The sequence below is a fragment of the Pseudomonas spirodelae genome (assembly GCF_034653255.1).
Classification (GTDB): Bacteria; Pseudomonadota; Gammaproteobacteria; order Pseudomonadales; family Pseudomonadaceae; genus Aquipseudomonas; species Aquipseudomonas spirodelae.
The window spans coordinates 1-20,511 of record NZ_JAYEET010000015.1; the positions used below are offsets into that span (position 1 = coordinate 1).

The 20,511-nt window shown below is 60.0% G+C and carries 20 protein-coding genes; 5 read left to right on the forward strand and 15 right to left on the reverse strand.

Annotated elements, in window-relative coordinates:
• A partial coding sequence (locus SOP97_RS06230) for a transposase (protein WP_322948625.1) occupies nt 1–365 on the reverse strand: 365 nt, incomplete at its 3' end.
• Between the two features lie 569 nt (nt 366–934).
• On the opposite strand from SOP97_RS06230, the gene SOP97_RS06235 reads away from it, so the two are divergent.
• Nucleotides 935–1,594 (forward strand): hypothetical protein, encoded by a 660-nt coding sequence (locus SOP97_RS06235; protein ID WP_322948626.1) that lies wholly within the window; start codon nt 935–937, stop codon nt 1,592–1,594.
• A 358-nt stretch (nt 1,595–1,952) separates the two neighbouring features.
• Here the strand turns inward: SOP97_RS06235 and SOP97_RS06240 are convergent, their stop codons facing one another.
• Both SOP97_RS06240 and SOP97_RS06245 read right to left on the reverse strand, forming a co-directional pair.
• Entirely contained in the window at nt 1,953–4,097 is a 2,145-nt protein-coding gene (locus SOP97_RS06240) for a 3-hydroxyacyl-CoA dehydrogenase NAD-binding domain-containing protein (RefSeq protein ID WP_322948627.1), read from the reverse strand.
• Between the two features lie 16 nt (nt 4,098–4,113).
• A complete protein-coding gene (locus tag SOP97_RS06245; protein ID WP_322948628.1) occupies nt 4,114–5,319 on the reverse strand; it encodes an acetyl-CoA C-acetyltransferase in 1,206 nt (401 codons plus the stop codon).
• A 713-nt stretch (nt 5,320–6,032) separates the two neighbouring features.
• Here SOP97_RS06245 and SOP97_RS06250 point away from each other — a divergent pair.
• Both SOP97_RS06250 and SOP97_RS06255 read left to right on the forward strand, forming a co-directional pair.
• Complete coding sequence (locus tag SOP97_RS06250) at nt 6,033–6,392, forward strand: rhodanese-like domain-containing protein (protein WP_274086476.1); 360 nt, start codon at nt 6,033–6,035, stop codon at nt 6,390–6,392.
• The gene (locus SOP97_RS06255) at nt 6,389–7,198 is read left to right on the forward strand and encodes a c-type cytochrome (protein WP_274086477.1); all 810 of its coding nucleotides are present in this window, start codon (nt 6,389–6,391) and stop codon (nt 7,196–7,198) included. Before SOP97_RS06250 ends, SOP97_RS06255 begins: the two co-directional genes overlap by 4 nt.
• A gap of 978 nt (nt 7,199–8,176) precedes the next feature.
• Here SOP97_RS06255 and SOP97_RS06260 read toward each other — a convergent pair.
• The 8 genes from SOP97_RS06260 to SOP97_RS06295 form a co-directional block, all read right to left on the reverse strand.
• The gene (locus SOP97_RS06260; RefSeq protein WP_322948629.1) at nt 8,177–8,974 is read right to left on the reverse strand and encodes a transglutaminase family protein; all 798 of its coding nucleotides are present in this window, start codon (nt 8,972–8,974) and stop codon (nt 8,177–8,179) included.
• A complete protein-coding gene (locus SOP97_RS06265; RefSeq protein ID WP_322948630.1) occupies nt 8,971–9,921 on the reverse strand; it encodes an alpha-E domain-containing protein in 951 nt (316 codons plus the stop codon). Before SOP97_RS06265 ends, SOP97_RS06260 begins: the two co-directional genes overlap by 4 nt.
• On the reverse strand, nt 9,915–11,333 hold the full coding sequence (locus SOP97_RS06270; RefSeq protein ID WP_322948631.1) for a circularly permuted type 2 ATP-grasp protein: 1,419 nt from the start codon (nt 11,331–11,333) through the stop codon (nt 9,915–9,917). The genes SOP97_RS06265 and SOP97_RS06270 overlap by 7 nt, the downstream gene beginning before the upstream one ends.
• A gap of 167 nt (nt 11,334–11,500) precedes the next feature.
• Nucleotides 11,501–12,208 (reverse strand): type 1 glutamine amidotransferase, encoded by a 708-nt coding sequence (locus SOP97_RS06275; protein WP_322948632.1) that lies wholly within the window; start codon nt 12,206–12,208, stop codon nt 11,501–11,503.
• Between the two features lie 123 nt (nt 12,209–12,331).
• On the reverse strand, nt 12,332–12,667 hold the full coding sequence (locus SOP97_RS06280) for a ribonuclease E inhibitor RraB (RefSeq protein ID WP_322948633.1): 336 nt from the start codon (nt 12,665–12,667) through the stop codon (nt 12,332–12,334).
• A 305-nt stretch (nt 12,668–12,972) separates the two neighbouring features.
• Nucleotides 12,973–13,734 (reverse strand): SDR family oxidoreductase, encoded by a 762-nt coding sequence (locus tag SOP97_RS06285; RefSeq protein ID WP_322948634.1) that lies wholly within the window; start codon nt 13,732–13,734, stop codon nt 12,973–12,975.
• A complete protein-coding gene (locus SOP97_RS06290) occupies nt 13,734–14,663 on the reverse strand; it encodes an alpha/beta hydrolase (RefSeq protein ID WP_322948635.1) in 930 nt (309 codons plus the stop codon). The genes SOP97_RS06285 and SOP97_RS06290 overlap by 1 nt, the downstream gene beginning before the upstream one ends.
• Nucleotides 14,647–16,122: a flavin-containing monooxygenase gene (locus SOP97_RS06295; RefSeq protein WP_322948636.1), complete on the reverse strand. Its 1,476-nt coding sequence runs from the start codon at nt 16,120–16,122 to the stop codon at nt 14,647–14,649. The genes SOP97_RS06290 and SOP97_RS06295 overlap by 17 nt, the downstream gene beginning before the upstream one ends.
• Nucleotides 16,123–16,240: 118 nt before the next feature.
• On the opposite strand from SOP97_RS06295, the gene SOP97_RS06300 reads away from it, so the two are divergent.
• Both SOP97_RS06300 and SOP97_RS06305 read left to right on the forward strand, forming a co-directional pair.
• Nucleotides 16,241–17,272, forward strand: a complete 1,032-nt coding sequence (locus tag SOP97_RS06300) for an AraC family transcriptional regulator (protein ID WP_322948637.1) — start codon at nt 16,241–16,243, stop codon at nt 17,270–17,272.
• A 60-nt stretch (nt 17,273–17,332) separates the two neighbouring features.
• Nucleotides 17,333–17,830 (forward strand): methylated-DNA--[protein]-cysteine S-methyltransferase, encoded by a 498-nt coding sequence (locus tag SOP97_RS06305; protein ID WP_274086486.1) that lies wholly within the window; start codon nt 17,333–17,335, stop codon nt 17,828–17,830.
• An 11-nt stretch (nt 17,831–17,841) separates the two neighbouring features.
• Here the strand turns inward: SOP97_RS06305 and SOP97_RS06310 are convergent, their stop codons facing one another.
• The 4 genes from SOP97_RS06310 to SOP97_RS06325 form a co-directional block, all read right to left on the reverse strand.
• Nucleotides 17,842–18,399, reverse strand: a complete 558-nt coding sequence (locus tag SOP97_RS06310; protein WP_322948638.1) for a histidine phosphatase family protein — start codon at nt 18,397–18,399, stop codon at nt 17,842–17,844.
• Complete coding sequence (locus tag SOP97_RS06315) at nt 18,399–18,590, reverse strand: PLDc N-terminal domain-containing protein (RefSeq protein ID WP_090385447.1); 192 nt, start codon at nt 18,588–18,590, stop codon at nt 18,399–18,401. The genes SOP97_RS06310 and SOP97_RS06315 overlap by 1 nt, the downstream gene beginning before the upstream one ends.
• 75 nt (nt 18,591–18,665) lie before the next feature.
• Complete coding sequence (locus tag SOP97_RS06320; RefSeq protein ID WP_274086488.1) at nt 18,666–19,214, reverse strand: acireductone dioxygenase; 549 nt, start codon at nt 19,212–19,214, stop codon at nt 18,666–18,668.
• Between the two features lie 61 nt (nt 19,215–19,275).
• Nucleotides 19,276–20,427: an MFS transporter gene (locus tag SOP97_RS06325; RefSeq protein WP_322948639.1), complete on the reverse strand. Its 1,152-nt coding sequence runs from the start codon at nt 20,425–20,427 to the stop codon at nt 19,276–19,278.
• Nucleotides 20,428–20,511: the final 84 nt, after the last annotated feature.

Here is a 20,511-nt window from a genome sequence, read left to right on the forward strand (position 1 = left end):
ACGGCCAGGATGCCCGCGGCCAGCTCGTGTTTCTMCAGCAAGCGACGGAAGTTGAGGATAGTGGTTTCATCAGGGATGCGCTCCAGGCTCAGCCCAGCAAACTGGCGCAGGATGGTGGTTTCGTACAGCGCCTCTTCCATCGCCGGATCGCTGTAACCGAACCAGTTCTGCATCAGATGCACTCGCAGCATCGCCATCAGCGGATAGGCCGGACGACCACCATCACCCTTGGGGTAATGGGGTTCGATCAAGGCAATCAACCCCTTCCACGGAACCACCCGATCCATTTCGATCAGGAATAATTCTTTGCGGGTCTGCTTGCGCTTGCTGGCGTACTCGGCGTCGGCGAAGGTCATCTGCTTCATCGGAAAACTCAGCGGGTGGAATCCGGGTATTTTGCCAAAATCAGGAAGTCTTCTTCAGAATTTCCCTAGGCAGCGGGCTATCCTACAGCCATCGTCCTGATGGACAAGACGTCTGTGACGCAAAATGCAATTCGCTGCAAGCGACCGACCCTTTATACCGCACGTCGTTTTAGTAACCCCTCGTAAGAACAGCTAAAAATGCGACAAGAACGGGCTTCTGCGCCATAAATCAGTCCGTAGCTTATTGGCACTAAAGACGCCAGAGCTGACGAACGGCTGGTCAAAAATTGAACTACCCATCTCAGTCATCGCTCCTACATTCACCCCCAAAGTCTGGCCACGTGGTGCCATCCACGAGGTACTAGCCCCCCGCTGAATCAGGAAGATTCTTGGCCACAAGAGAGTGTGCCAGCACTTGGTTAGTGCCCGGACAAAAGGGGTCATATTTCAACACCTACGAGCAGAACACTGACAAGCACACTATTAAATATTAACTCGCGCATGTGCCAACCTATAAAACCCACCCCACATGCACTATTTAATTAGTAATTAAACAATAAGAGGCACCCATGGATTTTTACACCTTCCTCATTGCAACTTTGCAACAAAAAGAAGTTATGACCCTGATGCGCCTAGGGGTCATTTACGTTCACCTGATCGCCTGCTGCGTTGCAGTGGGCCTGGTACTAACCAGTGACCTAGCCATGCTCAAGCAATTGTTCAAAGGTCAAGGCGTCAAACAGTGCAACGAACACCTTGAGCACTTGAAGAACGCAGTGGGTCTTTCGCTTATCGTCCTGTGGGTTAGCGGCATCGGCATTATCGCTATGGACGCGTCCAGCGCCGGCCTGCAGTACTTCCTCAACCCCAAGCTACAAGCCAAGATCACCGTTGTGATACTGCTGACCATTAACGGCATGGTGCTACACAATACCGTGCTGCCGGCTCTGCAGCAGGCCGGTTCGCTACTCAAGCTACCATTGAGCATGCGCAACCTGGCGATCTTTACCGGCGCGCTGTCGGGGGTGTCTTGGTTCTACGCCGCCCTGCTCGGCGTGGGTCACCCGCTCGCGTGGAAATACTCGCTGAGCGAACTCATGACGGCTTACCCGCTGATGATCGTCGGCGCTACGCTAGCCATGCTGAGCCTAACCAAGTGGTCGATAGACCGCAGCGATGCGCATCACCAAAGTTGGTTGCAGAACAACTTCGCCCTGAGCATGCGTTAATTTAAAACGCAGGAACAGGGATGTTCACCACACAACACTAATAGCCGTTACAACAACTGATTCTTTATCACCCATCTCTCGACCACCTCTCCCGCTTAATCTCGCCGGCACGTTAGCTGTGCAAACTCATACTGCGCATAATTACGCCCACAATTCATCAAGGTCATATTGGCCGACCATGATTTAACTCGGGTAAGGCTTTTACCTCGCTGTTTATTTCCATAACCATCACGCCCCTGGGCGCATATTGCTCCCAGGGATTTTCATTCCCCCCTGACCGCTTCAGGCCACCCGGATACTCTTCAACAGGTTCACCTCTAGGGGCCGCCACAAAGCGCTCGCATTGGGGCCACCATGGCTAGAAGTGCGCGCCTTTAGCCGCCTTTTCCAACAGCAACGCCGGCGGCAGGAAGCGCTCGCCGTACTGCTCAGCCAGGTACTCGGCGCGGGCGACAAAGTCCTGCACGCCATACTGGTTGATAAACTGCAGCGCACCGCCGGTCCAGGCGGCAAAGCCGATGCCGAAGATCGAACCGATATTGGCGTCAGCAACCGATTTGAGTACGCCCTCTTCCACGCAGCGCACGGTTTCGATGGCCTGGATAAACAGGATGCGATCACGCACGTCGATCTGCGAGATCTGCGCATCGCGCTTCTCAAAGCGCGCCTTGAGTTCCGGCCACAGGTGCTTCTTGCCGCCCGCAGGGTAATCGTAGAAGCCAGCGCCTGCCGCCTTGCCCGGCCGTTTGTACTCGTTGAGCATCATGTCGATCACCGCAAAGGCCGGATGATCGGGGATTTGCTTACCCTCTGCGGCCAGATCCTTGATGGTTTGCTGACGAATATGGTTCATCAGGCTCATCGACACTTCATCGCTGATCGCCAACGGGCCGACCGGCATGCCGGCCTTGCGTGCTTCGTTCTCGATCATCGCCGCACTCACGCCCTCGCCAAGCATGGCCAAGCCTTCATTAGTAAAGGTGCCGAACACCCGCGAGGTGAAGAAGCCGCGGCTGTCGTTAACCACGATCGGAGTCTTCTTGATCTGCATGACGTAGTCAAAGCCACGCGCCAAGGTTTCGTCGCTGGTCTGCTCGCCTTTGATGATTTCCACCAGCGGCATCTTGTCCACCGGGCTGAAGAAATGCAGACCAATAAACTTGTCTTGGTTCTGTACCGCAGTGGCCAGACCGGTGATCGGCAGAGTCGAGGTATTGGAGGCGATCACCGCGTCGCTCAACGCCGCACGCTCGGCCGCGGCGGTGACATTGGCTTTGAGGTCACGGTCCTCGAACACCGCTTCGATGATCAGATCGCAGCCGTCGAAGTCGGCATCGCTGACCGTCGGTTTGATTCGCGCCAGGATGCCATCGCGCTTCTCGGCGCTCATCTGACCACGACCGACCTTTTTCTCCAGCAGTTTGGCCGAGTAGGCCTTACCCTTCTCGGCCGCTTCGATGGAGATGTCCTTGAGCACCACCTCGATCCCGGCAACCGCTGACACATAGGCAATGCCGGCGCCCATCATGCCAGCGCCGAGCACGCCAACCTTCTTGGTCACGTAGGGCGCGAAGCCTTGCGGGCGCGAGCCGCCGGCGTTGATTTCATTGAGCTGGAACCAGAAGGTGCCAATCATGTTCTTCGCCACCTGGCCGGTGGTCAGCTCAGTGAAGTAGCGCGCCTCAATGATCTGCGCAGTATCGAAATCGACCTGGGCACCCTCGACGGCGGCGCACATGATTTTCTCCGGCGCGGGGAAGCAACCCTTGGTTTTATCGCGCAGCACGCTCGGTGCAATGGCCAGCATCTGCGCCACGTTCGGGCTCGACGGCGTACCCCCCGGAATCTTGTAACCAGCCACATCCCAAGGCTGCTTGGGCGCCGGGTTGGCCGCAATCCAGGCGCGGGCCTTGGCCAGCAGATCATCCTTGTCGGAAGCCAACTCATGAATCAAACCCGCTTTAAGCGCGGCCTCCGGACGAACCTTCTTACCTTCGGCCAAATACGGCAGAGCTTTTTCCAGGCCGAGCAGGCGCACCATACGCACCACCCCGCCACCGCCCGGCAGCAGGCCAAGTGTCACTTCCGGCAGGCCCAGTTGCACACTGGAGCTGTCCAGGGCGATACGGTGGTGGCAGGCCAGGGCAATTTCCCAGCCACCGCCCAGAGCCGCACCATTGATCGCCGCGACCACCGGTTTGCCGAGGGTTTCCAGGCGGCGCAGTTGGCCTTTGATGTTGAGGATCATGCCGTAGAAGGCTTGCGCGTCAGCCTTGGTGACTTTGATCAGCTCCCCCAAGTCGCCGCCGGCAAAAAAAGTCTTCTTCGCCGAAGTGACAATCACCCCAGCGATGGAGTCCTTCTCAGCTTCCAGGCGCTCGACGATCTTGCCCATGGCCTCGCGGTACACCGCGTTCATGGTGTTGGCGCTCTGGCCGGGCATGTCCATGGTCAGAACGACGATATTGTCCTGGCCTTTTTCGTAACGGATGGCGTCAGTCATTTTTCTTATCTCCACCTCAAACTCTTTCAATAATCGTGGCAATGCCCATACCGCCGCCCACGCATAAGGTGGCAAGGCCATAGCGCAGCTGGCGCTTCTCCAACTCGTCGAGCAGGGTGCCTAGGATGGCGCAACCGGTGGCACCCAGCGGGTGGCCCATGGCGATGGAGCCGCCGTTGACGTTGACCTTGTCTTCGCTGACGCCCATCTCTTTCATAAACTTCATCACCACCGAAGCGAACGCTTCGTTGACTTCAAACAGGTCGATATCAGCAATGTTCAGCCCGGCCTTGGCCAACGCCTTGCGCGTGGCCGGCGCTGGGCCGGTGAGCATGATGGTCGGATCGGTACTGGTTACGGCGGTGGCGACGATGCGCGCGCGCGGCTTCAAACCCAGTTCCTTGCCCTTGGCAGCACTGCCGATAAGCATCAGGGCCGAACCGTCAACGATGCCGGAGCTGTTACCTGGGGTGTGTACGTGGTTGATCTGTTCAACATGGCTGTAAACACGCAGCGCGGTGCTGTCGAAGCCCATCTGGCCCATCATCTCGAAGCTCGGCTTGAGCTTGCCCAGGCCCTCAAGGGTGGATTCGCCACGGATAAATTCGTCGTGGTCGAGCAGGACGATGCCGTTCTGGTCGGCCACCGGAATCAGCGACTTGTTGAACGAACCGTCCTTGCTGGCGCGAGCGGCCTTCTGCTGCGAGCGCAGGGCAAAGCTGTCGACGTCCATGCGGCTGAAACCTTCCAAAGTGGCGATCAGATCGGCGCCAATACCCTGCGGGGTGAAATGAGTGTGCATATTGGTCGCCGGGTCCATCACCCAGGCACCGCCGTCGGAGCCCATGGGGATGCGCGACATCGACTCGACGCCGCCGACCACCACCAAGTCCTCAAAGCCGGAACGCACCTTCATCGCGCCAAGGTTGACTGCCTCAAGGCCTGAGGCGCAGAAACGGTTGAGCTGCACGCCCGACACACTGACATCCCAATCGGCGACCATGGCGGCCGTCTTGGCGATGTCCGCACCCTGATCACCCACCGGCGTCACGCAGCCGAGCACGATGTCGTCGACCTGGCTGGTATCGAGGTTATTGCGCGCTTGCAGCGCCTTGAGCAGGCCGGCGACCAAGTCGACCGGCTTAACGCTGTACAGCGCGCCGTCCTTCTTACCCTTGCCGCGGGGCGTGCGCACGGCATCGAAAATAAATGCTTCGGTCATGGCGTCCTCAGACCTCCAATGGAGGGTGGCTGATGGCGCAGGTGTTACCCGCGCCTATTTTTGTTGAGTGCAGTCACCATACGCCGCGCGCAGACAGGCTCAATGACCGAAGCGCTCAGGGCTATTGACCGCTCAGCTCAGACCAACGGTCAATTGCTGAGCGAATGGGCAAAACAGCGTCTAACTCAAGGCTCGAATGCGGGTGGCAGCACTACGGTCATAACCACCAGCACCTAACCCACCGGCCTTAGTAATCAAGGCGTCTATGGCAAGTGCTTAGGCGCCCCTACAGTTGAATCAAGCCGCCTGAAATGCAGTGCAGGCGGTTGAAGGCATCGTCGCCGGGTTTTGCCGGGACGGTTTTAATGCTCAACATGAGGTGAGGCGTCGCACCCGCACAATTAGCAGGCCAGCGACTACCCGCCGCAAAAAAAAACAAGGCCAATCGCCATGTTCAATCCCGTGAAGATGCGCCAAGCAGGCATGATCGTTTTTGCCACCACCGTGATTCTGATCCTTCCCAACCTGACCCGTTTGATTAGTTAACGCTGGAAATCGCACCGCTTCATTGCCTGTTATTGAAGCGCGGTCAGCCACTCGTGTGCTGCCCTGCCCGCCACAGTGGAGTGCGCTGGCAGGGCAGCACAATCGCCGCAAAGCGGGAAGATCAGCGCCTGTGCTAGGGTGACCGCAATCACCCCAAGGAGCACACCATGCGTCGCCTACTCGCCACTCTCTGCCTGCTAATTAGCCTACCGCTTATGGCCGGCGAAGCTGAACTCAATGCCGCCGTCACCGCCCTGCAATCCCCCGACACGCTGCTTATTGATGTACGCACGGCCGAAGAATTCGCCGCCGGTGCTTTGCCAAACGCCGAACGCATGGGCCATGAACAGATCGCCAGCCAGATCAGCGCCCTCGCCCCGGACAAAGACACCCCAATCGTCCTCTACTGCCAAAGCGGTCGTCGCTCCGGCATTGCCGAAGAAAGCCTGCGCGCCATGGGCTACAGCAACCTGATCAACGCCGGCGGCTATGAGGAGCTTAAATTCGCCCTGGAGTCTCAGGATTGAACACCCGCATCGCCTGCATTGCCCTGCTCAGCCTGCTGCCCTTTAGCCAGCTGCACGCCGCCGAACTGACCCTGGAGTTAGGCAACGGCAGCCAGCGCCTGAGCACCGCCCAACTGCTCGCCCACCCACAGACGCAAAGCGTCGAGATCGACAACGACGTCAGTTACAAACGCCGTATGCACTACCGCGCCGTGCCGCTGACAGCGCTGCTGAAAGGCGTGCAACCGGGTGATCACCTGCAACTGGTGGCCAGCGACGGCTTTGCCGCCGAGCTGTCTGCTGCGCCTGTGCTGAGCAAAACCGGCAGCCAAGCCTGGCTGGCTATTGAAGACCCGGCGCAACCCTGGCCGCCCCTGGGTAAAGGCAAATCCAGCGCCGGGCCGTTTTACCTAGTCTGGCAAAACCCAGCCGCCAGCCAGATAAGCCCGGAACAGTGGCCGTTCCAATTGGCCGCCATTCGCAAATTAGCCCCGGTGGCGCAACGCTTTCCGCAACTGCTGCCAGCGGCAGACGCCAGCCCGGCGGTGCAGGCGGGTTTTGCCCAGTACCAGAAGAACTGTATGGCATGCCATCGCCTGAACGGTGCCGGCGACTCGCAATTCGGCCCCGACCTGAATATTCCGCATAACCCGACCGAGTATTTCAGCGGCGACTTTCTAACCCGCTACATCCGCGACCCACAGAGTTTGCGCCGCTGGCCGCAAGGCAAGATGCCGGGGTTTGCGGTTGAGGTTTTGAGTGACAAGGCGCTGGGCGAGTTGGTTGAGTATTTGGGGCATATGGTCGGGAGGAAAGTGAAGCCTTGATGGCTTCATGGAGAGCCGCGAACACTTTGCTTATTCATTAGCACTGTTTCACAAAACATCTTGGTCGACTGAACCTACGCTTTCGCCTTTACGGCGAGTTACTTTCTCTTGCTTCGCACAAGAGAAAGTAACCAAAGAGAATGCGCCCCTGCATCCGGGGGCCGGCGTACATGGACCGTCCCTGGCCCATTACGCCTCTCGCCGCATCCATGCGGCTCGTCCCCCTACGCAACACCTCCACTCGGCCTCCTGACGGGGATTTTGCGCGCGCATCTGAGATATGTGTTTAGAAACCGAAATGCTTAAAACCCTTGGCCGTAGGATGGGTTGAGCAACGCGATACCCATCAAACCGCAGTGGTGGCAGGCGTTGCTTTTGATTCAGCCACACAAAACGTGCAGACGACGCCAAACGCCCCTTCAAGAGGGTGAACAGAATCGTTGTGGATGGCGTTGAGCGGCATGGATGCCGCGAGAGCCGCGATGGGCCAGGGATGGCCCTTCGTCGGTGGGCCGCATCCGGGCGGGCCCCTAGAGCAACGATGGCGTGAACGAACCCTGCCGCAGGCAGGGCCGGATGTTGGGGCAAGCGTTTTTGGTTACTTTTTCCGCGACTGGATAAAGAGACTCGCTCGTAAGGGGCGAAACCAAAATCAGAAATCACCACGCTAATGAACTTGTCGCAGTACCTGAAAAGAAAGCACCAGAAGCAGCAAAGCTCGCGGCTAAAGCCCCTCCTACAAAACTGGCGTTAAGCAGCAACGCGTGGATGGACCGAGTCGCGCTGCGCTGCATCTATCACACCAGCAGCATGGGTATCGCTGTGCTCAACCCATCCTACGGACTAAGGGACTAGAAGAGCCCACAGCCACAACCGCGACCACCGCTCGGTGGGTTACGTGCCGCTCATGCTCCGAGTTGGACAGCCAATCTCGGATCCAGCGCCACTAACCCACCCTACGAAGCCAACGCCACGCCTTTACTGCTGTTGCACGTGCAGCAACGGCGCTACATCAACCTGTGCGTGCATTTGCTCGATGCCGCCACCGCGGCGCATGCCGCGGACCGGGCAGGCGTCCAGATAATCCAGGCCCACGGCCAACTTCAAATGCCGCTCTGGCTTGGCCAGGCAGTTGGTTACGTCAAAGCTGTACCAGGCGCCATCCAGCCAGGCTTCGGCCCAAGCGTGGCTGGCCAGGTGGTCTTCGCTGTCGGTAAACAGATAACCCGACACATAACGCGCCGGAACACCCAGGCTGCGCGCGCAGGCGAGAAAAGCGTGGGCGTGGTCCTGGCAGACGCCCCTGCCGCCGGCGAAGGCCTCGCTGGCGCTGGTTTCCACGGCGGTAGTACCGGGCTGGTAGCTGATGTGCGCATTCAGCGCGTACATCAGGTCGATCAGGCCGCTGCGGTCAGCGCGGCTGTGGCTTTGCAGCTGGACGAACTCGCGCAGGGCGGCATCGGCTTCGGTCAGGCGGGTAAAGCGCAGAAACGGCCAGGCCGACTGGCTTTCGTGCTCGGCTTCGCGCGACTCGTCTATTTCGACCTGGCCACGGGCACCGATGACGATGGACTCGTGCGGTTCATCCAGGGTCAGCACGTGCAGGATGTTGCCGTAGGGGTCGATCTGCGCACGCACCGGGCGCGGCAAACTTAATGCCCAGCTGATTACGTGCTGGCGCTCACTGTCGTGTGGGGTCATGCGCAAATACTGGATGCTGTTGCGTACCTGATCTTCATAGCGATAGGTAGTGTCGTGGCTGATTGACAGTCTCATGCGACCTCCAGGTAGGAGCTTTGGATGGCTTGACCTAACTGGCGAACCAGCAGGATGAAATCGGTGAGCCAGGCGTGCAGGCCCTCGTCGAGCACTTCTTCGATGCTGGTGTAACGCAGCCGTGCTTCCAGTTCGGCGGCCAGGCGCTGGGCTGGGCGGCCGTTGTCGCCGGGCAGGCTGGCGAGCATCAGGTTGAGCTCGTCCATGCAGGCGCGCAGCGAGCGCGGTATGTCGGCGCGCAGCAGCAACAATTCGGAGACTTTGCGCGTATCGGGCGAGCCACGGTAGATCTCGGCAAACGCCTCGAATGACGACAAGGCGCGTAGCAGCGCGGTCCACTGGTAGTAGCTGCGGGCTGGGCGACCGTCGATTTCGTCGATGTCTTCGCCGAGCATTTCATAGCGCGCATCGATCAGGCGCAGGGTGTTATCGGCGCGTTCGATAAAGGTGCCGAGGCGGATAAAACGGTACGGGTCGCCACGCATAATCGTGCCGAAAGTGGCGCCACGGAACAGGTGCGAGCGCTCCTTGACCCACTCACAGAAGCGGCTGATGCCATATCGGCCCAGGCCCTGTTCGGCAATGCCGCGAATCTCCAGCCAGGTGGCGTTGATGTTCTCCCACATGTCGGCGGTGATCCGTCCGCGCACGGCGTGGGCGTTGCTGCGGGCGGCCTGCAGGCAGCAGTAAATGCTCGCCGGATTGCTCGCATCCAAGGCGAAGAAATTCAGCATGCGCTCGGCATCCATCGGGCCATGGCGCGTCAGGTATTCATCCAGGGTGCCGGTAATCAGCAGCGGCAGGGCCAGCTCTTCCAAGCCGTCGCCGCGACCGTCTTGCGGCATCAACGATAGCGAGTAGCTGACATCCAGCATGCGCGCCAGGTTCTCCGCACGCTCTAGGTAGCGCGACATCCAGTACAGGTCAGAGGCCGTTCGACTCAGCATGATGAATCCTCCACGACCCAGGTGTCTTTGGTACCGCCCCCTTGGGACGAATTGACCACCAGCGAGCCTTCGCGCAGCGCCACGCGGGTCAGGCCGCCGGGGACGATGCGGGTTTCCTTGCCCGACAGCACGAACGGACGCAGGTCGATATGCCGCGGTGCAATACCGCGCTCAACAAAGGTCGGGCAGGTCGACAGGCACAGAGTCGGCTGGGCGATATAGGCTTCTGGGCGGGCGATCAGCCGCGTGCGGAATTCTGCGATCTCAGCCTTGCTGGCCGCCGGACCCACCAACATGCCGTAGCCGCCGGAACCCTGGGTTTCCTTGACCACCAACTGTTCGAGATTGGCCAGCACGTGGGACAGCTCGGCCGGTTTGCGGCACTGAAAGGTCGGCACGTTTTTTAGGATCGGCTCTTCACTCAGGTAGAAACGGATCATGTCGTCGACATAGGGGTAGACCGATTTATCGTCCGCCACGCCGGTGCCGACGGCATTGGCCAGCACCACGTTGCCGCTGCGGTAACAGGCCAGTAAGCCGGGCACACCGAGCATGGAGCCCGGGTTGAACGCCAGTGGGTCGAGGAAGGCATCGTCGAGGCGGCGGTAGATCACATCCACCTGGACGGCCCCGGAGGTGGTGCGCATAAAGAGCTTGTCGTCGCGCACAAACAGGTCAGCGCCCTCGACCAACTCCACGCCCATCTCACGGGAAAGGAAGGCATGCTCAAAGTACGTGCTGTTAAAGCGCCCCGGCGTCAGCACCACGACATTGGGGTTATCCAGCGGGCTGGAGGATTTAAGCGTATCGAGGAGCAAGTTGGGGTAGTGATCGACCGGCGCCACGCGCTGGGCAGCGAACAGCTCGGGGAACAGACGCATCATCATCTTGCGGTCTTCGAGCATGTAGCTGACGCCGCTGGGGGTGCGCAGGTTGTCTTCCAGCACGTAGTAGCTGCCGTCGCCATCACGCACCAGATCGACCCCGGCGATGTGTGCGTATAGGTCGCGGTGCAGGTTGAGACCCTGCATGGCGATCTGGTAACCCTCGTTGGCCAGCACCTGCTCGGCCGGCACGATGCCAGCCTTGATGATGCGCTGGTCGTGGTAGAGGTCGCCAAGGAACATATTCAGCGCCTGCACGCGCTGGATGCAGCCGCGTTCGACCATGCGCCATTCGCTGGCCGGAATACTGCGCGGGATGATATCGAATGGAATCAGGCGCTCGGTGCCCTGATCATCGCCATACAGGGTGAAGGTGATCCCCGCGCGGTGGAACAGCAGGTCAGCTTCACGGCGGCGCTGGGCCAGCAGTTCCTCCGGGGTGTCCGCCAGCCAACGGGAAAAGGCCTGATAGTGCGGGCGGACTGCACCACTCGCGTCGTACATCTCATCATAAAAGGTGCGGCCCATGCCGTACTCCTTGTCAGCCGGTCATGGAGTCAACACTGCAAAGCCCGCGCCACTAGTTAAATAGCTTAAATTTCAATAGGTTAAATAATGTCTGCGATCATTACGCACCAAGATGAGACGCGTCACTGGCTTGCCCATGACAGGCCGCGCCATTTTATGGCGGCGACCTACAAACCGGCCAAATGCAGCCAGTGACGATAGAAGCCTTCGGCCACGCGATTCAGTTCAGCGATCTTAGCTGGCAGGTCTTCAAGCATCTGCGCCCTGCTCTGCTGGCTTGGCTGGGTGTCATCTAGCAGGTGGTGCCAATCGTCTAGCCATTGGCGCACTAAAGCTTCGTCCATTTCCGGGTGGCCTTGCAGGGCCAGCACTTTATCGCCCCAGGCAAACGCCTGATTGCTGCACCAGGGGCTGCTGAGCAACGGCTGCGCACCGGCCGGGATGGCGAAACTGTCGCCATGCCACTGAAACACCGTAAAGCTGTCGGGTAAGTGCGCCAGCCACGGGCTAGGTGCGGCCTGATCGAGCCGCCTCAGCGGCTGCCAGCCACTTTCGGTAAAGGGCATGCGCTGGATTTGCGCGCCCAACGCTTTGGCCAGCAACTGGCCGCCCAGGCAGTGACCGATCAGCGGGATATCGCGGCGGATTAAATGCTGCAACGCCGCCACTTCTGTGGCGATCCAGGGCAGTGGGTCATTCACGCTCATCGGCCCACCCATAATAGCCACGGCTTTGGGACGGTCAAGGTCGATGCCCTCCAGTTCACCAAGATCAGCACGTAACACCGTAAAGGCATGGCCAGCCTGCTCCAGCACCTTGCCGAGGTGGGCCGGTGGGCAGTAATCAACATGGGTAAAAATCAGGATATCGGTCATGGGCCAAGTCTGCAGCAAAGCGCAGGCTGGGGTCGAGGAGCGATTGGTTGAGGCGTGAGTTAGCGAAGTAGAAATGACACCGGCCAGCCTATGGCTGGCCGGTGTATGGCCGGTGTATGGCGCTCAGAGCTGTCTGACCTCCTGGGTTACGCCCCAGCCATCCAGCTTACCGCCAAGGGGGATCACGACTGACCCAAGGTCATGTTCAAAGTCATCAATCCCGTAGCAGGTGGCAAACATCACTTTACTGACTTGCAGGTGCCAAACGCCGTCATCGCGCTCGGTCACCAAGGCGTGTAACGACTCACCGCGAAATTTACGGGTGGCCTGGCGGGCTCGCGCCTCATCCGGAAAAAGGGCATAGAACTCGATGGGATGGAAGCTGGCAAAGTCAAAGCCACCTTCCTTCATCCGCCGTAGAACCCCATTGCTAACATCGTCATGCAAGGCTGTGCTCATGAAGTGAACTCCTCAGGCGATGGATAAATTTACAGGACGCTAAAGAACCAACAAGGTGTCGATACTGCAGTGCGAGAACCTGTTAAACGCTTTCCCATTGCTACCGCTTGAGCTTCAGCGATGTCGCGGCACCAGTGGCAGTGCCGCCCGAGAATCAAGCGATCACGCTGCTTGATAGGTCATAAGCCAGACCTGAAACCAGGGCTGGTCAACGCAGGCTTGTTCAGGGTGAACAAGTCAGAAGCGTTAAGTGCAGACTAGCCCTATCGTGCGGCGTTTGCCCAGCTAAAAATACGCCGACCTGTTCACTCCCGGCTTAGCCAAGCCATGATGCGCCGCGTCAGCCAGGCCGGCGTTAGCTGGCCGGTACGGTAGAGCAGCTTGAACTGCAGGCTGATCGGCCGGTGTACGTTATTGCTCTGCGCCTGCGCCCAGGCCGCCTGCGCCACAGCGTGCGCCTCAAGCTTAACGCCCAGGCGGCGCAGCACCGGTGCCTGGAAGCGCTGATTATTGAGCATCGGCGTGCTGACAAAGGGCGGCATCAGGTCGCCAACGCGAATGTCGTACTTGGCCCACTCCAGCTCCAGCGCCTCGGTCAGGCCGCGAATGGCGAACTTGGACGCCGAATAACTGGCCAGGTGCGGCACGCCATACAGCCCGGAAGCAGAACCCATGTTGATTACCTGGGCCTGCGGTGTGGCTTGCAGGTAAGGGAACGCCGCATGCGTCATGTTCAGCGTGCCCTGCACATTGATCTGCAAGATGCGCGCATGCTCGGCCAGTTCAATTTCCTCGAAATGGCCACACTGCAAAACCCCAGCGCTGTTAAACAGCAGGCGCAGTTGCCCTGCGTGCAACGCGCAAAAGTCCGCCAAGGCGACCTTGACCGCTGCGGCATCCGTCACATCCAGTTGCGCATGCCAAACGTCACCCAACTCGGCGGCAAGCGCGGCCAGCGCCTGAGGGTTGATGTCGAGCAGGCCCACTTGCCAGCCCTGCTGGTGAAACAAGCGCGCGGTGGCGGCACCGATGCCCGACGCCGCCCCTGTAATCAGAATGTTGTGCATCAGCAACCTCGCGCTCGCAAAAATCTCACCACTTCGGCCAAGGCAAAGTCAGCCGCCTTGAGCATGCCAGCGTGGGCCTGAAACACATGCCACAGCCCTGGATAGCGCTGCAGGCACACATCCACCCCTGCAGCCTTGGCCTTGTCGGCAAAGCGCAGGCTGTCGTTGCGCAGAATTTCGTCTTCACCCACCTGGATCAGCACCGGTGGCAGGCCATGTAGATCGGCAAACTGCGGCGACAGGCCTGGATCGTCATGCGCCACATCGGCCGGACAATAAAGCGCCAACGCTTGCTCGATCCACTTGGGGTGGATCAACGGATCACCCGCCGGCGGCTCATGTAACTGGGTGCCGGTAAAGTCCGTGACCGGGGAGAAACACAGCATTGCAGCCGGTTGCGGCAAACCCATGTCGCGCAGGCGCAGGCTGGTGATCAGGCTCAGGTTGCCACCGGCCGAGTCGCCGCCGATAACAATTTGCGCGGGTGCGTAACCTAACTCAATCAGCGCCTGAAACGCCGCCAGGGCATCATCGCGGGCGGCCGGATACGGATGCTCGGGTGCCAGGCGGTAATCCAGCGCGCACACGTCCATCTGCCCGAGCCTGGCCAGGTTGGAACAAATCGCCCGATGGGTGTTCGGCCCGCCAATCAGATACGCCCCACCATGCAGGTAGAGCAGCACCGTGCCACGGGCCTTTTGCGGTTTATGCCATTCGCAGGCTCGCCCGCCTAGGGTGCCAGGGCTGCGGGTGATACCGCGCGGCGTCGGGCTGAACGCAGTGAGCACACGCAGCACCGCACGCTGCCCGGCAATTGGCATGGGTGGCCGCACCAAACCCCAGAACAGCACGCGTAGGCTGGTACGCAGCACACTGCGCAAAAGCGCCTGATCGGCCGCTGGCGCGGTGAATTCAGCGGGTGAGGTCATAGTCGTTTATCTCCGGGGCGCGGGTCTGCTGGCGGTAGGTAAAGGTGTAGCCCGGCCAGTTGTTGGTGCTTTTGCCGGAGGCAGTTTTGTACCAGCTTGAGCAGCCCTGTTCCCATATCGTGCGATGCGAGCTGGCCTGGATTTGCTGGTTGTAGTGCTGCTGTACCGCTGCCTTGACGTTGAGATAACGCACATCCTGCTGGCGCAGCACATCAATGCAACCAAGCACGTAACGGAACTGGCTTTCCAGCATGTAGATGATCGAGTTATGCCCCAGATTGGTGTTGGGCCCGTAAAGGATAAACAGATTGGGGAAACCGCTGACGCTGATGCCCTTGTAAGCCTCTGCGCCGGCCTGCCAGGCCTGGTTCAGCTCCAGCCCAGCAAGCCCGGTAATCTGCATCGGCGCGAGAAAATCCGTGGCGGCAAAGCCGGTGCCGTAGATCAGTACATCGCAGGGGTGTTCGCGGCCATCGGCGGTGACAATAGCGGTCTCAGTCACGCGGCTAATCGCCTCGCTGATCACCGTCACATTGGGCTTTGCCAGGGCCGGGAAGTAATCATTGCTAATCAGGATGCGCTTACAGCCCATGGGGTAATCCGGCTGCAACTGCGCACGCAACTGCGGGTCACTGATCTGCTGGTTTAAATGCCGGTCAAAGGTGAAGCGCATCAGCTTCATCAGCCACGGCAGGCTGATAAACGCCAGGCCACGCATCTCATATTGCAGGTACTTGAGGCCACGATCGATGCGCTGCAGCCAGGGTAGCTTACGCATCAGCGCCAACTCCCAGGTTTTGTAGGCGCGATCGGGCTTGGCCAGCACATAAGCCGGCGAGCGTTGGAACAGCTTGATTTCGGCCACCTTAGGCTGGAGCTGCGGGACAAACTGGATCGCCGAGGCACCGGTACCGATCACCGCCACACGCTTGCCGGTCAGGTCCAGATCATGCCGCCAGCGCGCTGAGTGAAAGGCCTCACCGGTAAACTGCTCAACCCCCGGCAGCGCCGGATAGGCCGGCTGATTGAGCTGGCCACAGGCGCTGATCAGCACCTCGGCGCAGAGTTCTTCGCCATTGCTCAGGGTCACTCGCCACAGCGCCGCTGCCGCATCAAATGCCGCCGAAGCCACCTCGGCATTGCAGCGAATGCGCGGGCGCAACTGATACTTGGTTACGCAGTGCAGCATGTACGCGTGAATTTCCGCCTGGGGCGCGAACTTGCGGCTCCAGTCGGTTTTCGGTTCGAAAGAAAACGAGTACAGGTGCGACGGCACATCGCACGCCGCACCGGGATAGCTGTTGTCACGCCAGGTGCCGCCGACTTCTGCGGCTTTTTCCAGCAGCAGAAAGTCCTCAATACCAGCCTTCTGCAATTGAATGGCCATGCCCAGGCCACCAAAGCCGCTGCCGATAATCAGCACGCGCAAGGGGGCCGGACGTTGGGTGCTGTTATGCATTGTTATTCCCCAATCGCTGTCAGTAGCGGTAGCTGAATGCTACTTGCCTGCCGCCTCATCAGTTATGGCATAGTCGGCCAATCGATTGTGACTTTCGGACAAGCCACCGGACAACTGCATGTCAGCCGTCTCCTACACCCTGCCAAAGCGCAGCATCACCAGCGCACAACTGCTGACCCAGCTGGGCCTCGACCACGGCCTGAGTGTCGAGCGCTGCCTCCTGAATACCGGCCTCAGCCCCTTGCAACTGGCCGAGCTGCACAGCGAAATCGAAGGCGCGCAGGAACTGCAACTGATCCGCAACCTGATCGACGCCCTGCCCGGCCAGGATGACCTGGGCCTACAGGCTGGCTTGCGCTATCAGCTGACCACCTACGGTATCTGGGGCTACGCCCTGCTCAGCAGCCAGACCTTCCGCCAGGCGGCTGAACTGGGCCTGCGTTATCTGGACCTGACCTTTGCCTTTAACCGCATCACCTTGCGCGAAGATACCAGCCAGGCGCACCTGGAGCTGGATGGCAGCCACCTGCCAGACAGCGTGCGCGATTTTCTGTTGCTACGTGACGCCGTCGCGGTGATGGTCATTCAACGCGAGCTGACCGGCGCTAAGGTGCCCCTGAGCAGCGTGCAACTGAGCCAGTCAGCACCGGCCGACCCGGCGCGATTTAGCGAACAATTCGGCCTGCTGCCGGAATTCGCCTGCGCGCACAACCGCATCAGTTTCCCCCGCCACCTGCTCGACCTGCCCCTGCCCCGCGCCAATCCGCACAGCGCCCAGCTCTGCGAGCTGCAGTGCCAGGCGCTGCTGGCCAAACGCCGAGTGCGCAGTGGCCTGGCCGGGCAGATCCGCGATCGTCTGCTGAGTACCCCGGGACGGCTGGCCGATATGGAAGTGATCGCCAGTGAGCTGAATATCAGCAGCCGCACCCTGCGCCGTCGCCTGGAAGACCAGGGCAGCAGCTTTCGCCAACTGCAGGAGGAAGTGCGCCAAGCCTTGGCCGAAGAGCTACTGGCCATTGCCAGCCTGAGCCAGGAAGACATTGCCGAACGCCTCGGCTACAGCGAAGTGTCGAACTTCCTGCACGCCTTCAAACGCTGGAAAGGCCTGACGCCCGGGCAATATCGGCAGACACTGGGCTCAAGCGCATAACCGCCTTAAACGCGCCTATGCACCGCGCACAGATGGCACCACTCACGCGAGGGCTGACCGATGTTCTACCGCTACCACGACAGCCCTATCGGCCGCCTGCTACTGGCCGCTGATGAACGCGGCTTGCAGCAACTGCTGATGGATATCGACGGCAAGCCCTGGCGTATTGCTGAGGATTGGCGCAGCGCCACCGGTGAACTGGATGAAGTGTGCAAGCAACTGGATGAGTACTTCGCCGGGAGCCGGCAGCGCTTCGAGCTGCGCTTAGCGCCGCAAGGCACGGCTTTTCAGCTCGCCGTGTGGCAGGCGCTGCTGCGCATTCCCTTCGGGCAGACCAGCAGTTACAGCGCCCTCGCCGCCGAGATCGCAAGGCCCACAGCATTTCGCGCGGTGGGTGCTGCCAATGGCGCGAACCCGATTGCCATCATCATTCCCTGCCACCGAGTAATCGGCCGCGACGGCAGCCTCACGGGTTATGCCGGCGGTTTGCCGCGCAAAGCACTGTTGCTCAAACTAGAAGGTGCGCAGCTACCGGAACAGCGGCTGCTGAGTATTTAACGCACGATAGTTCAGGGCTGAATACGCGCCAGCACACGCGCCGGAGCTTCTAGCGGTAACGCCAGAATCAGTCCTTCGCCAGACGCCGGATAGATACCGGTCAAGGCCGTGATATTGACTTGATGGGAGACCAGCACCATCGGTGCGCCACGGGCTTGCGCATTGATCTGTTCGATCAGCGCAGCCGTCTGCTCTCGGGCAGTGGTGGGGGTTTGAAAGAACGAATCCAGGGCGGGCAACGCTTCGACTGCAGCAATGCCCATTTCCCGAGCGGTATCCTGAGCGCGGCACCAGCGGCTGCTGAGCAGCCGCGGTTTAATCCACTGACGTTGCAGCAATTGCCCCCAGCGCTGCGCCTGCTCGCGACCGGCCTGATTGAGGTTGCGTTGGGTACGGCAGTCACCCAACTGAAAATTCGCAGGGTCACCGGTGCCGGGCGCGGTAGCGTGACGCATCAACAAAACGGCGCGGCCTTCACGCAGCGCCGTCCAGGCCTGCTCATCGTCGGCCTGAGCGGCACTGCCCAGCAGGCACAACACCAACAGCCACGCACCAGAGCGCCACGGCATTAGAACTTGACCGTGCCACGCGGCCCCATCAACGCCCAGATGATCAGGCCGATCACCGGCAGCAAGACGATGAGTAATATCCACAACACCTTGATGCCCGTTTCGGCGTTGCTTTTGATCACGCTGAGAATCGCCCAGATATCCAGCGCCAGAATGACCAACCCCAGTAAACCGTTAAACATTGAACCCATATGGTGTCGCTCCTATGCGAAGGGATCGCTTACCTAGGATAGACGTTCGGCAGAAGAGTTCAGATGCTTGACCTGTTAGCAGTCATCCAGGCCGGCAAATGCAGCGGCGAAATCACCCTCTACCGCGCTAAAAACCGGCACCTGGGCGCTGTCGAACAGGCGCAACACGGCGAAGCGCGGATGCTCGCCAACATCAAACCAGTGCGCAGTACCAGCGGGGAGTTGTACCAAGTCGCCCTTCTCACACAGCAGGCCGTAGACATACTCACCGATATGCAGCGCCAGCAGGCCGCGCCCCGCCAAGTAATAGTGCAGATGAGCGGGCTGGCAGGCCTTTTCCTGTCTAAGCGCGCGGGCCAACTCGCTGCCCTCGCCGCGCTCATCACACAAGCTCAGTATCTCGGCACTGGCATAGCCATGCGCAGTCAGCAGCTGATCGATTTGCGCGCGATTGGCCGCCATCAGCTCAGCGCTGGCCGTACCGGCAATCACCGGCTCCTGCAAAGGCACTTGGCTGAACTGCACGCCGACAGTGGCCAGGGTGCTGGCAATGTCTTCGGCATGGCTCAGCAGCTTGTTCGGATGCGCGGGGGCGGACTGGTGGTAGACGGTCAGGCAGCTCATGGGCAGGGCTCTCGTACGATCAGAAAGGGCTCAATTCAAGCCTTGAATTCAGTGAATAGGGTTACGGACGCTCATCATGCATAAAGCGCGCGGTGATCACAGTGGCGCACAGGGCAATCAGGCTGGCGATGGCAAAGGTCCAGGCCGCACCTAGGCTGTGCCAGCTGTAGCCGGAATACAGTGCGCCCAAGGCACCACCGACACCGGCCAGCGCGGCATACAGCGCCTGGCCCTGGCCTTGCTGGCGATCGGCAAAACTGCGTTGCACAAAATGCATGGCTGCCGCATGAAACGCACCAAAGGTCGCCGCGTGCATCAATTGGGCGAACAGCAGCACTGGCAGATGCCCGGCCAGATTACCCAGCAGCAACCAGCGCAGCGCGGTAATCAGAAAACTCGCCAGCAGCACGGTCCTTATTGAATAGCGCGCAAGCAACCGGGCCATGACCATAAACAACACAATCTCGGCCAGCACGCCCAGCGCCCACAGTTGGCCAATCACTCCGCGCGAGTACCCCAGCGCTTCCAGGTGCAGGCTAAGAAAGGTGTAGTACGGACCGTTGCTCAGCTGCATCAAGCCAGCGCTGAGGTAGAAGGCTAGAGTCCCCGGTCGCCTTAGCTGCTGCAGGAAGCCGCCCTGCTCCTGAGTATTGGGCCGCATCTGCGGCTGCGCATTGGGCACCCACCAGCTGCTCAGCACGATGCCAGCCATGATCAAAATCAGCGCCCAGGGATAAGCGTCCAGGCTGAGCAGCTCGAACAGTTTGCCCAGGCCCACCACCGCAACAATAAAGCCGATGCTGCCCCACAGGCGAATCTGGCTGTAACGCGCAGCCTGCTCTTTGAGGTGGGCGAAGGTGATCACCTCAAACTGCGGCAGCACGGCATGCCAGAAGAACGCATGCAGCGCCATGATCAACGCCAACCAGGCATAACTCTGGCTGATAAAAATGCCGGCAAAACACAGCAGCGTGCACAGCGCGCCAAAGCGCACGATGGCCAGCCGCCGGCCGCTGTAATCACCCAGCCAGCCCCAGATATTCGGCGCGATGCAGCGCATCAGCATGGGAATGGCGATCAGCTCGCCGATCCGTGCGGCGGAAAACCCCAGGTGGTCGAAATACAACGCGAGAAACGGCGCGGTGGCGCCGAGCAGCGAGAAATAAAAAAAGTAGAACCCGGACAGGCGCCAGTAAGGCAATGCGCTGCTCATGATCTAGCCGTAGCCTGAATTGAGCAGAGCAATACCCAGGGGGCGCAATGTTGGCTAGCGCTGCGCTCAAGCCAACCTACGCGG